Annotated in this window: 11 protein-coding genes; 8 read left to right on the top strand and 3 right to left on the bottom strand. The window is 67.2% G+C overall.

Going from position 1 to position 12279, the window contains the following annotated elements; all coding sequences use genetic code 11:
- The first annotated feature begins 129 nt into the window (after positions 1 to 129).
- On the top strand, positions 130 to 1182 hold the full coding sequence (locus DFO47_RS19250; protein ID WP_043424119.1) for a LacI family DNA-binding transcriptional regulator: 1053 nt from the start codon (positions 130 to 132) through the stop codon (positions 1180 to 1182).
- 92 nt (positions 1183 to 1274) lie between these two features.
- Here DFO47_RS19250 and DFO47_RS19245 read toward each other — a convergent pair whose 3' ends face one another.
- The 3 genes from DFO47_RS19245 to DFO47_RS19235 form a co-directional block, all read right to left on the bottom strand.
- Positions 1275 to 2153, bottom strand: a complete 879-nt coding sequence (locus DFO47_RS19245) for a phosphotransferase (protein WP_133832665.1) — start codon at positions 2151 to 2153, stop codon at positions 1275 to 1277.
- A gap of 115 nt (positions 2154 to 2268) precedes the next feature.
- Complete coding sequence (locus DFO47_RS19240) at positions 2269 to 3516, bottom strand: FAD-dependent oxidoreductase (RefSeq protein WP_018762448.1); 1248 nt, start codon at positions 3514 to 3516, stop codon at positions 2269 to 2271.
- Positions 3509 to 4795, bottom strand: a complete 1287-nt coding sequence (locus tag DFO47_RS19235; protein WP_133832664.1) for an aromatic acid/H+ symport family MFS transporter — start codon at positions 4793 to 4795, stop codon at positions 3509 to 3511. Before DFO47_RS19235 ends, DFO47_RS19240 begins: the two co-directional genes overlap by 8 nt.
- 48 nt (positions 4796 to 4843) lie before the next feature.
- On the opposite strand from DFO47_RS19235, the gene DFO47_RS19230 reads away from it, so the two are divergent.
- The 7 genes from DFO47_RS19230 to DFO47_RS19200 form a co-directional block, all read left to right on the top strand.
- Complete coding sequence (locus DFO47_RS19230; protein ID WP_133832663.1) at positions 4844 to 5650, top strand: IclR family transcriptional regulator; 807 nt, start codon at positions 4844 to 4846, stop codon at positions 5648 to 5650.
- Positions 5651 to 5768: 118 nt separating this feature from the next.
- Positions 5769 to 6911: a cupin domain-containing protein gene (locus tag DFO47_RS19225; RefSeq protein ID WP_133832662.1), complete on the top strand. Its 1143-nt coding sequence runs from the start codon at positions 5769 to 5771 to the stop codon at positions 6909 to 6911.
- Positions 6911 to 7753 (top strand): fumarylacetoacetate hydrolase family protein, encoded by an 843-nt coding sequence (locus tag DFO47_RS19220; protein ID WP_133832661.1) that lies wholly within the window; start codon positions 6911 to 6913, stop codon positions 7751 to 7753. The genes DFO47_RS19225 and DFO47_RS19220 overlap by 1 nt, the downstream gene beginning before the upstream one ends.
- The gene (locus DFO47_RS19215) at positions 7753 to 8505 is read left to right on the top strand and encodes a maleylpyruvate isomerase family mycothiol-dependent enzyme (RefSeq protein ID WP_109044780.1); all 753 of its coding nucleotides are present in this window, start codon (positions 7753 to 7755) and stop codon (positions 8503 to 8505) included. Before DFO47_RS19220 ends, DFO47_RS19215 begins: the two co-directional genes overlap by 1 nt.
- Positions 8506 to 8736: 231 nt before the next feature.
- A complete protein-coding gene (locus DFO47_RS19210; RefSeq protein ID WP_133832660.1) occupies positions 8737 to 10332 on the top strand; it encodes a helix-turn-helix domain-containing protein in 1596 nt (531 codons plus the stop codon).
- Positions 10329 to 11288, top strand: coding sequence for a glutaminase (locus DFO47_RS19205; RefSeq protein WP_133832659.1), 960 nt, complete (start codon positions 10329 to 10331; stop codon positions 11286 to 11288). The genes DFO47_RS19210 and DFO47_RS19205 overlap by 4 nt, the downstream gene beginning before the upstream one ends.
- A gap of 44 nt (positions 11289 to 11332) precedes the next feature.
- A partial coding sequence (locus tag DFO47_RS19200; protein ID WP_133832658.1) for an amino acid permease occupies positions 11333 to 12279 on the top strand: 947 nt, incomplete at its 3' end.

Below are 12279 nucleotides of genomic sequence, written 5' to 3'. Positions count from 1 at the left end.
GGAAAGCTTGCGGCAAGCGGTTGCCAAAAGTTGCCAAGAATGGTGTCATTGGATCATCCAAAGTCGGGGAAACGCCGGTCGGAATGCTGCCGGCGGATTCCCCAAGCCAGCGATGAAAGGTCGGCAACTATGGCTAATCCATCGGTGGAAGCCGCTCCGCAGGGTGCCGGGGACGCGAACGCCCGGCGGGACCGTCCGCCCACCATCCGGGATGTCGCCGAGCTCGCCGGCGTCGCCACGTCCACGGTCTCCAGGGCCCTCTCTCGGCCCGAGCGGGTGAATCCCCGGACGCGGGTCCGGATCGAAGAGGCAGCCGCTGAACTCAACTACATTCCCAGCTCCCAGGCGCGCGGCCTCAGCTCGGGGCGGACGAACGCCGTGGCCGTACTGGTGCCCGACATCACCAACCCGTTCTACTTCGACATCATCCGGGGTACCCAGCACCAGCTCAAGGCAGCCGGCGTGACACAGCTCCTGGTGGACACGGAGGAGTCCAGCGAGATGGAACTGGATGCGCTGCACAAAATGCGCAAGTCGGCCGATGGCTTCATCCTGGCAGCGTCCCGCCTGACCGACGCCCAGCTGACGGAGGTCTCCCAAACACAGCCCCTGGTCACGTTCAACCGCGCGTCCACCAGCGCTCCCACCGTGATGATCGATACGCCGTCGGCCATCATCCAGGCGCTGGAGCACCTGGCATCGCTGGGCCATCACAAGGTCTGCTACGTTGCCGGGCCTCCCACCTCCTGGTCAAACCAGATGCGATGGAAGGTGTTCGAAGAGGACGCCACGAAGCGGGGGATGGAAGTCCACCGGATTGGCCCCTACGCGCCAAAGACAACGTCCGGGGCGGCCGCGGCGGATGCCGCTGTCCGCACCGGGGCCACCGCCTGCATCGTGTTCAACGACCTGCTCGCCATCGGCATGCTCCAGCGCCTGAAGGCCCGCGGGATCCGGGTGCCTGCGGACATGAGCATCATCGGCTCGGACGATATCTTCGGCGCCGATTTCTGCAATCCGCCGCTGACCACCATCTCCAGCCCCATCGAGCAGGCGGGCAGGGTGGCGGTGTCCATGCTCCTGGCCCAGCTCAATCCCCTGCCGGGAAGCGCCACCCGGAAACTCGCCGTCATGCCCACCCACCTGACGGTCCGGGAATCGACGGGACCGGCCCCCGCCTGATCAACCCACGGTAAACGGCAGCACCAGCCGGTGTCCCGGGGTGAAGGCATTAAGTAATTGCTAAAGGCGCACCACATACGACTCGACGAAGGCTAGTCAAGCTGGAAGCGGTCCAGGGCCTCCCGAAGCATGCGGTGGCCTTGGCGTTCAAAGTTCCCATCCCCCACCTGGTACGCCCAGACCGCCGTGCCGATCGCTTCCCGAAGCAAGTCGATGCGCCACACCTCCATGGACCTGGGGTCAGTTCCGTATCCCTCCAGGAAGGCCTTCTCCAGCTCTGGCCTTCCCCGCCATTGCTGCACCGCCAACCGGCACAGATCAGTGGCGGCCGGCCTGAAATCGAACCTGCCGAAGTCGATAATCCGCAGCTCGCCATTGCGGATGAGCCAGTTCCGCGGCTGCCAGTCACCATGGGTGGGAACCACGGTGATGGGGGCAGGCCGGTACTCCGCAAGGCGACTCCGTGCCTCCAGCTCGATTGATGGATCGACGCGATGGTCACGGTCCAACCACGCAAACGCCTTCGCCGTGGCCCGCGCTTCGCAGGTGTCATCGCAGCGGCGCTCCTGACTGTGAACCACCTTCAACAATTCGCCGGCCTGGGCGTAGGTCTCCGGGACCTGCTCGGCCGGGGTTCCCTCCACCAGAACGCCCTCAAGGTACTCAACCACCAGGATGTTGGCGTCCGGGTCTGAATGAAGCAGGCGGGCTGCCCGGCCGAGCCCGGCAAGCGGCCGTGTGTAGGCGTTGTGGGCCGCGACCTCGCGGCCCAAGTGGTGGTTCGAAGGTCCGGCAGCCTTGATGATTACCTGCCCGGTGGCCGTCCGGACCTTGAGGACCTTGGTGTCCACGATCCCCCAGGACAGGTCGGCGACAAGTTTCGGCGAGCCAAGCCACCCCTCAGCCAGCCTGGACTGTTCGGCGCTCAGCAGCCCGCCATCCCACTGCCCTGCCCCCGAACGTTGCCCCATGATCTGAAGCCTAGCAACGGGCGGTCCACGGAGGATCCGGCTGACCCGGCAAAAAGGCGGGCGTACAACGCCGGGAGCCACCCGTCGTCGTACGCACGCCTTCATATCGCGCTGCTTAGGCTTCCACGAGCTTGGCCCCGGCCGGCACCTCCGCCGGAACGCCGGGCTCGCCGCGGCCGTACAGCCAGTCGTTGTACTGGAAGTTGTTGTCGCCGCGGCTCTTGAACAGCATGTTCCGGAGCACCCGGGCCACGCCGCCCACGTGCCAGGACTCGCCCCAGGTCCTGGCGGTGCGCTGCACGCGGGCGGTGCGGGCTGCGCGGGTTTCATTGAACTCGCGGAAGGCGTCCTCCCACGCACCGGCGTCGATTCCTTCGGGGGTGAAAACCTGGTTCCGGGACACATCCTGGAGCACTGCCGCGTCCTCCAGCGCCTGGCACGCACCCTGGGCCAGGTATTGCAGCATCGGGTGGGCGGCATCGCCGATCAGCGCCATGCGGCCGGACACCCAGTTGTCGATCGGGTTGCGGTCGTACATGGGCCAGCGGATGCCGGTGGCCAGGTTCTTCAGGGCCTCCTGCACCGCGGGGACGCAGCCGGCGTAGGCCGCCTCGAGTTCGTCCACGCCGCCGTATTGCTCTTCGCCGCGCTCGAATGATGCCGACTTGAACACGGCAACCGTATTGAGCAGTTGGCCCTTCCGCAGCGGGTACTGAACCAGGTGGCAGTCCGGCCCGAGGTAGACGATGACGTCCTCCAGGTCCGCTGCCGGGGTCTCCTCCGTGATGGGCACGGTTCCCCGGTATGCCACGTAGGCCGAGTTCACCGGGCCGTCGTTGGCAACGGTCCCGCGCAGTGTGGACTTGAGCCCGTCCGCGGCCAGGATGGCGTCGGCTTCGAAGACCTCGCCCTTGGCGGTGTAGGCACGGGCCCGGTCGCCGTCGGTTTCCACCTTCTGCACCAGGACATCGTTCACCAGGGTGACGCCCGCCGCCTGGCAGGCCTCGAGCAGGATCCGGTGCAGGTCGCTGCGGTGGATCACCACGTAGGGCGCCCCGTAGCGCTCCTCGAACTCGCCGCCCAGTGTCTGGCGGGTCAGTTCCTCCCCCGTAACCGCATCGCGGAACACCAGGTGCTTGGGCTGGACGCCGATTTCCAGGGCTTTCTCCAGCAGTCCCCAGCGCTTGAGGACCCGGGAGGCGTTGGGGGCCATCTGCAGCCCGGCTCCCACTTCGCCGAAGGCCGGTGCCACTTCAACCAGCGTGACGTCGGCGCCGTTTTCGCGCAGGGCGAGCGCTCCGGCCAGTCCGGCCATGCCGCCGCCCACCACGAGGACATCGGTGGACTCTTTGACGTTAGACATTGGTAGCTCCTACTGCTGTCGATTTCTTGATTTTGGTGCCGACGGCTGCGATCAGGACCGCCGCCGCGGCTGCTGCTCCGGCGAAGGCCAGGAAGTTGGAATTGACGCCCAGCCCCGCCGCGAGCAGGAGCCCGCCGGCCTGCGGCGCGGCCACGGCGCCAATCCGGCCGACGCCCAGCGCCCAGCCGAGGGCGGTGCCGCGCAGGTGCGCCGGGTAGTGGCTGGCCACGGCGGCGATGATCAGGCACTGGGTGCCGTGCGTTCCCACGCCGGCCAGCACCAGCATGAGGTAGACGACGGCGACCGGCGGTCCGGTCACCAGCACCACCAGGGCGACGGCGGCCACGCCCGCTGCCGCGATGGCCGTGGGAATGGGACCGAACCGGGTGCCTGCCCAGGCCGTGAGCACTGACCCGGCCACGGCGCCCAGGTTGAGCGCCAGGGCGAAGGTCAGCGCAGAGCCCAGGTTGTAGCCGGCCAACTGCATCAGGTTGGGCAGCCACGTTCCCAGGCCGTACCAGGCAAACAGGGTCACCAGGGTGGCCACCGCAAACAGCAGGCTGGTGCCGAGGTAGGGCGCCCTCAGCAGGCTCCCAAATCCCGCGGACTCCTTCGCGGTGCTGCCGACGGCTGCCTTGGGTGCCAGGGTTTCCGGCAGGTAGCGGAGCGCCAGCGGGATCACCACCACCAGGGCCACGACGGCCACCAGGAACATCGCCGGCCAGCCGAAGGCCGGGATCAGCGGAATACCCACGAGCGCGGCGATCGAGCCGCCAATGGGGACACCGGACATCATGAGGGTGGCGATGGTGGACCGCCACTTTTCCGGAACGAGCTCGGCCACCAAGGCGTTGGCCGATGGCACCAGGCCGCCCAGGCCAATGCCTGCCAGCAGCCGGAGGCCGCCGAACACCGGCGCGCTCGGTGCAAAGGCACAGAGGATGGTGAAGAGGGAGAACACCACGGCGCAGCCGATGATGGTGCGGCGGCGGCCCCAGGTGTCGGCCATCCGTCCGGCAAAAACGGCTCCGATCATCATGCCCACGAAGGCCATGGATCCGATGGTTCCAGCCGTCGCCTTGGTCAGGCCCCAGCCGGTGTCGCTGATGAGCGAGACTTGGACGGTGCCGTAGACGATCAGGTCGTAGCCGTCGAAAACGACCAGCAGCCAGCACACCAGGACGGCGAGCATGGAACGCCGGGGAAACCCGGAAAGGCCTGCGCCCCGGGCGGGGGCGGCCGTGCGCTGCGGCACTGCAGCGGAAGTTGTGTGATTCATCCCACCACTGTGCTGGCAGTCATACCAGCGCGCCCATAAGATTCTGTCATGCAGAATCTTCCTGCCCGGCGGAAACCCACCTACTCAATCGAGGCGGTGGACAACGCCCTGCAACTCCTCCAGCTGCTGCGGGACGTGGGGAGCCTGCGGCTCAAGGACGCAGCGGCGGAGCTCGGCGTGGCACCCTCCACGGCACACCGGCTGCTGGCCATGCTGGTGTACCGGGGCTTCGCGGTGCAGGACGAAACGCGGCGGTACGTTCCCGGTCCCGCCATGGGGGCGGGGCCCGCAGGGTTCAGCTGGACAAGGCAGCTGCGCGACATCTCCCGGCCGCATATGGAACTGCTGTGCGCCCGCACCAACGAAACCGTCAACCTCATGATCCGGGTGGGCACCAAGGTCCGTTTCCTGGACACGGTGGAAAGCAGCAACATCCTCCGCGTTGGCGACCGCCAGGGCACGCTCCTCCCGGCACACAAGGCCTCCGGCGGCAAGGCCATCCTGGCCGAAATGGATCCCACCATGCTCGAGCAGCTGTTCCACAGCCCGAATGCTGAGCTCGCCGGCGACTACATCCCCAAGTCCGAGTACCCGGCGTTCCTGCGCGAGCTTGAATCCGTGCGCGCCAACGGCTTCGCGGCCAACTTCGAGGGCACGGAGGAGGGCATCAGCGCCTTTGGCATGGCACTGCACAACGGGAAGGGAATGGTAGTGGGTGCGCTGAGCGTAGCCACTCCGGTAGCCAGGTTCCGGCCACTGTTCGACGCCGGGCTGGTGGGCGTCATGATGGAAACACGGCGCCAGCTGGAGCTGGACATCGCTGCCAACCCGGCGGATGGCGCAGCGGGGAGCTGACCCGGGCGCACGCCACTCCGAGGAATATTCTGCCTGCCAGAATATGCTGGGGATCACAGCCCGCTTTCCCTAAGGTCGAATCCACGCCGCAGTCAGTCCGCACGCAAGGAGAAGGCCAGTGTCGATCAGCGCTGAAAACCAAACACATGAATCCGTGGCCCGGGAGCACCATGTCCTCGAGCCCACTCCGGAAGAGGCTGCCCAGTTGGAGCAGCTGTACAAGGATTTCGATAAAGAGAACCTGATTCCGTTGTGGACGGAGATCGCGGACCTGATGCCCATGGTCCCGTCCCCGAAGGCGGTTCCGCATGTGTGGCGGTGGGATGACCTGTACCCGCTGGCCGCCCGCGCCGGGGACCTGGTGCCCGTGGGCCGCGGTGGGGAACGCCGCGCCATCGCGCTGGCCAACCCCGGCCTGGCCGGCACCCCGTACGCCACCCCCACGCTGTGGGCCGCCATCCAGTACCTGGGCGGCCGCGAGACCGCCCCGGAGCACCGCCACTCCCAAAACGCGTTCCGGTTCGTCGTCGAAGGCGAGGGCGTGTGGACCGTGGTGAACGGGGACCCGGTCCGGATGTCCCGCGGCGACTTCCTGCTCACCCCGGGCTGGAACTTCCACGGCCACCACAACGACACCGACCAGCCCATGGCGTGGATTGACGGCCTGGACATCCCGTTCGTGCACTACGCCGATGCCGGATTCTTTGAGTTTGGTACCGAACGCGTCACCGACGAGGCCACCCCGGACATCTCCCGCTCCGAACGGCTCTGGGCCCACCCAGGGCTGCGCCCGCTCTCCGGGCTCAATGACACCACCAACTCCCCCATCGCCGCATACCGGTGGAAGTACACCGACGCCGCGCTGCGCGAACAGCTGCTCCTCGAGGACGAGGGCCACCCCGCCACGGTGTCCCAGGGCCACGCCGCCATCCGGTACACCAACCCCACCACCGGCGGGGATGTCATGCCCACCATCCGGGCCGAGTTCCACCGCCTCCGCGCCGGCGCCACCACCGAGCCCGTCCGCGAGGTGGGCTCCAGCGTCTGGCAGGTCTTCGAAGGCACGGGCACCGTGACCCTGAACGGCGAAACCAAGGTCCTGGCCAAGGGCGACCTCTTCGTGGTCCCGTCCTGGGCCGCCTGGTCGCTGCAGGCCGACGCTGGTTCACAAACGGAGTTTGATTTGTTCCGGTTCAGCGACGCGCCCATCTTTGAGCGCCTGAACTTCAACCGCACCTACATCGAAGGACGCACCAAGTAATGAAACTCCTCACCCTCCGCCTGAACAACGGCACAGGCAACGGCAAGAGCACGACGGCGGTCCGCCAGGACGGTGACACCCTCACCGAAATCCCGGGGTTCGCCGACGTCGGGGCCCTCCTGAAGGACCCCGCCTGGGAAACCACCGCCAAGGAAGCCAACGGCGCAACCCACGCGCTGGCCGGCGCCGACCTCGCCGCCGTCGTACCCTCCCCCGGCAAGATCATCTGCGTGGGCCACAACTACCGCAACCACATCAAGGAGATGGGCCGCGAGGTTCCCGAGTACCCCACCCTGTTCGCCAAGTACGCCGAATCCCTGATCGGACCGAACGACGACCTGGCCCTGCCGCAGGAATCGGACACCGTGGACTGGGAAGCCGAACTCGCCGTCGTCATCGGCAAGGCCGGCCGCCGCATCCCCGAAGCCGAAGCCGCGGACCACATCGCCGGGTACGCCGTCCTGAACGACATCTCCATGCGCGACTACCAGTTCCGCACCATCCAGTGGCTGCAGGGCAAGACCTGGGAAAAGTCCACCCCGTTCGGCCCGGCCCTGGTGACCAAGGACGAGTTCACGCCCGGCCCGCTCATGACCTCCGCCGTGGACGGCGATGTCCAGCAGTCCACCCCCACCTCGGACCTGGTGTTCACCCCCGAATTCCTGGTCTCCTACATCTCCACGATCGTCACCCTCAACCCGGGCGACGTGATCGCCACCGGCACCCCCGGCGGCGTGGGCCACGCCCAGGACCCCAAGCGCTACCTGCAGGAGGGCCAGGTCCTGGTCACCACCATCGAGGGCCTGGGCCGGCTGGCCAACCGCGTGGTCAAGGAAGCCTGATGGTCGCCCGGCACGACCAGGCCACCGACCCCGTCCTACTGGACGGGCTGCTGCAGGCCCGGCGCGGCACCGCGTTCTTCGCCCGCAAGCTCAACGAGCTCATGGACGCGGAACTGGACGCTGACTCGCTGCTGCCGGGCTGGACCCGCCGCCACGTTGTAGCCCACGTGGGCTACAACGCCCGGGCCATCGCCCGCCTGGTCGAGTGGGCCGCCACCGGGGTGGAAACACCCATGTACCCGTCCGTTGAGGCCCGCAACCATGAGATCGACTTCGGGGCGACGCTGTCCCCGATCGCACTGCGGAACCTCTTCGACCACTCCGCCGTGCACCTGAACGTCGAATGGCGCGACCTGCCCGCCGCCAACTGGCACCACAAGGTCAAAACCGTCCAGGGCAGGACCGTCCCGGCCGAAGAGACCGTGTGGATGCGCACCCGCGAAGTCTGGGTCCACGCCGTGGACCTGGACAACGGGGCCACCTTCAAGGACATCCCTGCACCCGTCCTGGAACGCCTGCTCAAGGACATCACCGGCGCCTGGCATGTGCGCGGCACCGATGCCGGGCTCCTCATCACAGTGGACGGCACCGGCTTGTCGTTTGGGGACACCGCCGGCCCGTCGCCCACCGTGGTGTCCGGTTCACTGGCCGCCATCGCCCAGTGGGCCACCGGCCGCGGCACGGACGGAACCACGGCAACGCACGACGCCGGACCCGTCACCCCGGTGCCCGCGGCACCGGCCTGGATCTAGACGTCCCGGCCACACCATCACACCGCACCAATGGCGGGCCGGCCCTGCCGGCCCGCCATTCGCCGTTGCCGCGCGGGCACGCTGTTTCGGCGACAGCGCGTCCGCCTCAGACCGGAAACCAAAAATGGGCCAGTGGACTTGGAACAGATTCCATAATCCTGCCTCCTGCCGCTGGATAGCATGAGGTGACCGGACAGAGCCGTCCGGCGGGATCAACGCAAAAGGACAACCATGGCCGCGGTTACGGTGGATGACATCCTCTCGGATCTTCCCCTTGGCTTCGCCAGCCTCATCCTCCGGCCCGGCCCTTCGGCGCCGGCCATCGAACGGTTCCTGATCGTCGACGCCGACGATGAAGCAGTGGAGGCCGCCAAAGCCTTCGTCCTGCTCATCGGGGTCCGCGGCCGGTCTGCCCTGCCGGCACTCCGGCGCCTCCTGGCGGATCCGCCCCCGGTGGTCGCACTGAAGGGCCGGCGGGACGACCTCGCCGAAGCAGAGGAGCTCCTGCGCGCAGCGGGGTCGGGGCTGCTGCTGGTGGATCCGGCCGCAGACTGGGACCGCCTGCTGTCGATTGCCAAGGACCGGATCCAGCCGCGCAGCTACCAGAGCGAAGTCCTGACATTGCTCGAGGAAGACCTGTTTGCGATCGCCCAGACCACGGCACGGCTTACGTCCAGCCACGTGCTCATTGAGGATGCGGCCAACAAAGTCCTTGCCTATTCCACGGTCACCAATGACATCGATGAGCTCCGGAAGGCGTCCATCCTGGCCCGCCGCGGCCCACGGAAGTACGAACTGCTGCTCAAGGACCTGGGCGCCTACCGGGAACTCCACCGCACCCGGCAACCTGTCCGCGTCCCGGCGAGGCCGCAGGACGGGCTGCGGGAGCGGGTTGCCATCGCGCTCTTTGCCGGCGAGCGGATCATGGGATACATCTGGCTCCAGGAGACCGGTGCAGGCTTCGGGCCCGACGTCGAATATGTCCTGACCGGGTCCGCTGCCCGCGTCTCGGCCGAACTGATCCGCTACCGCAACCAGCAGTCGGTCCACATGCGGGAAGACCGGATTGCGCGGATCCTGTCGGGTCCGGCAGAAGCCGCCGCCGGTGCGCACAGCGGAAAAATCCCGTCCGAAGCTCCTGCCGCGCTCATCCTGATGGGCATGTCCGACGCCGATTCGCGTGCCGACGACGCCGCCCTCAAGCACGGCGAACTGGCCAACCTCGCCTCCATCCACGCCGCCGCGTACAAGGCCTCCGCCGTCGTGGGCCAGTTCAACGGTGACACGGCCATCATCGTGCCGGACCTGCAGTCCAGCACCGCCGAGCCGGGGCTTCGGTCCCTGGCCGAGGCAATCGTCAGGGACGCCCGAAAACACCTCGGCATCACCCCCTTCGCCGCCGTCGGCCCCCTGGTGCCGGACCTGCTGTCCCTCAACACGGTGACCCGTGTAACGGAGGCGCTGCTGGCCTGCGTGGGCACCGCAGAACCGGGCACGGTGGCGGGGGTGGCCGATTTCGAAGCGGAAATCCTGTACCGCGAGGCGGTCCGCAACTTCCAGGCCTCGCCCTTCCGGCACCGCAGCCTGGCCGCGCTCCTGCAGGAGGACGCCGAGCTCGCCGCCACCCTCCGCGCCTACTTCGACGCCGCCTTCGACGTCGCCGAGTGCGCCAGGGGCATGAACCTCCACAAAAACACGGTCTACTACCGGGTGGCCAAGGCCGCCCGGGTGACCGGGCTCAACTTCGGCAGTCCCCGGGACTCACTGGTGGCACTGCTCCACCTCCAGGAGTGGGCCGCCGCCAACAACACTTCAGGCAGGAAATGACCACGACCCTCAGCGCACCGCCCCTGGACATCCTCCTTGAGGAAATCGTCCGGGAACACCGGCCCCGGAAGGAAGCCGGTGCCGTGCCCGGCAACATCCCGGTCCTGGCCGCCGTCCCCTTCAACCGTTTTGGCATCGCCGTTGCCACCACCTCCGGCAAGGTCTTCAGCTCCGGCGACGCGGACGTCCCGTTCTCCATCCAGAGCATCTCCAAGGTCTTCACCCTGGCCATGGCGCTGCAGGGCGGCCGGTCCGGCCTGCTGTGGTCACGGGTGCTGCGCGAACCATCCGGATCGGCTTTCAACTCACTGGTCCAGCTCGAAGCCGAGCACGGCATCCCGCGCAATCCCTTCATCAACGCCGGCGCCCTGGTGGTCACGGACCACCTGATGGAAGAGACGCCCGACGCCGCCGGGCACCTCCTGCAGTTCCTCACCCGGCAGGCGGGTACGGGAGGACAACCAGGCCGGGAGGGAGATCCGGCACCGTACATTGACGAGGCGGCTGCTGCCGGTGAACTGGCCGGCAGCAGCCGGAACCTGGCCCTTGCCCACTTCCTGAAGGACTTCGGCAACCTCACCCAGCCGGCCGCGGCCGTGGTGGAGAACTACGTCCGCCAGTGCTCCGTCATGATGACCTGCGTCCAGCTGGCCAAGGCGGGCCTGTTCCTTGCCAATAACGGCCAGGGAGCCCCGGGGGCCGTGTTGTCCCCGAGCGAGGCCAAGCGGATCGGCTCCATCATGCTGACCTGCGGCATGTATGACGCCGCGGGCGAGTTCGCGTACCGCGTGGGCCTGCCCGGCAAGAGCGGAGTGGGCGGCGGCATCCTGGTCATCGTCCCGGGCCAGTGCGCCATCTGCGTCTGGAGCCCCCGCCTGGACGCCAAAGGCAATTCCCTCGCCGGCACGGCGGCCCTTGCCGACCTCTCCGACCGCACCGGCTGGTCAGTCTTCTAAGTTCCCCAACCAACAAGATCTTTTCCGGATCGAAAGGAATCCCCATGCCCAACAACCCCAATGACGAGGTTGAGCCGGACCATGTAATTGATGGTGGTCACGCGCATGCGTCCGAGACTTCCCTGCACGCGGAGGACAAGGGTTACCACAAGAACCTCAAGCCGCGGCAGATCCAGATGATCGCGATCGGCGGTGCGATCGGTACCGGCCTGTTCCTGGGCGCCGGCGGCCGGCTGAACGCCGCGGGCCCGTCCCTGGTCATCGCGTACGCGGTCTGCGGGTTCTTCGCGTTCCTGATCCTGCGCGCCCTGGGCGAACTGGTCCTGCACCGGCCCTCCTCAGGCTCCTTCGTCTCCTACGCCCGTGAATTCTTCGGCGAGAAAGCCGCGTTCGTTTCCGGCTGGTTCTACTGGATCAACTGGGCCACCACCACCATCGTGGACATCACCGCCGCCGCCCTCTACATGCACTTCTTCGGCAACTACATCCCCTGGATGGCCGATGTCCCGCAGTGGGCCTGGGCCCTGACCGCCCTCCTCGTCGTCCTCGCCCTGAACCTCGTCTCGGTCAAAGTCTTCGGCGAAATGGAATTCTGGTTCGCCCTGATCAAAGTAGCCGCCCTCGTCGCGTTCCTGATCATCGGCACCTACTTCGTCATCTTCGGCACCCCCGTGGACGGCCAACAAGTCGGCATCAGCCTCCTGTCCGACCACGGCGGGATCTTCCCCACCGGCCTGCTGCCCATGATCATCCTCATGCAAGGGGTCCTGTTCGCCTACGCCTCCATCGAACTCGTCGGCACCGCCGCCGGCGAAACCGAAAACCCCGAAAAAATCATGCCCAAAGCCATCAACTCCGTGGTCTTCCGCATCGCCGTGTTCTACGTCGGCTCCGTCATCCTCCTCGCCCTCCTGCTCCCCTACACCACCTACCAAAAAGGCGTCAGCCCCTTCGTGACGTTCTTCGGCTCCATCGGCGTCCAAGGCGTAGA

This window comes from Arthrobacter sp. AG258 (assembly GCF_004364695.1).
Classification (GTDB): domain Bacteria; phylum Actinomycetota; class Actinomycetes; order Actinomycetales; family Micrococcaceae; genus Arthrobacter.
This window is presented reverse-complemented; position numbering and strand designations above follow the sequence as displayed.

Excerpts from the sequence above, each read along its gene's own strand:
- DFO47_RS19250 (WP_043424119.1), top strand. The coding sequence starts at position 130 with ATGGCTAATCCATCGGTGGAAGCCGCTCCGCAGGGTGCCGGGGACGCG.
- DFO47_RS19245 (WP_133832665.1), bottom strand. The coding sequence starts at position 2,153 with ATGGGGCAACGTTCGGGGGCAGGGCAGTGGGATGGCGGGCTGCTGAGC.
- DFO47_RS19240 (WP_018762448.1), bottom strand. The coding sequence starts at position 3,516 with ATGTCTAACGTCAAAGAGTCCACCGATGTCCTCGTGGTGGGCGGCGGC.
- DFO47_RS19235 (WP_133832664.1), bottom strand. The coding sequence starts at position 4,795 with ATGAATCACACAACTTCCGCTGCAGTGCCGCAGCGCACGGCCGCCCCC.
- DFO47_RS19230 (WP_133832663.1), top strand. The coding sequence starts at position 4,844 with ATGCAGAATCTTCCTGCCCGGCGGAAACCCACCTACTCAATCGAGGCG.
- DFO47_RS19220 (WP_133832661.1), top strand. The coding sequence starts at position 6,911 with ATGAAACTCCTCACCCTCCGCCTGAACAACGGCACAGGCAACGGCAAG.
- DFO47_RS19215 (WP_109044780.1), top strand. The coding sequence starts at position 7,753 with ATGGTCGCCCGGCACGACCAGGCCACCGACCCCGTCCTACTGGACGGG.
- DFO47_RS19210 (WP_133832660.1), top strand. The coding sequence starts at position 8,737 with ATGGCCGCGGTTACGGTGGATGACATCCTCTCGGATCTTCCCCTTGGC.
- DFO47_RS19205 (WP_133832659.1), top strand. The coding sequence starts at position 10,329 with ATGACCACGACCCTCAGCGCACCGCCCCTGGACATCCTCCTTGAGGAA.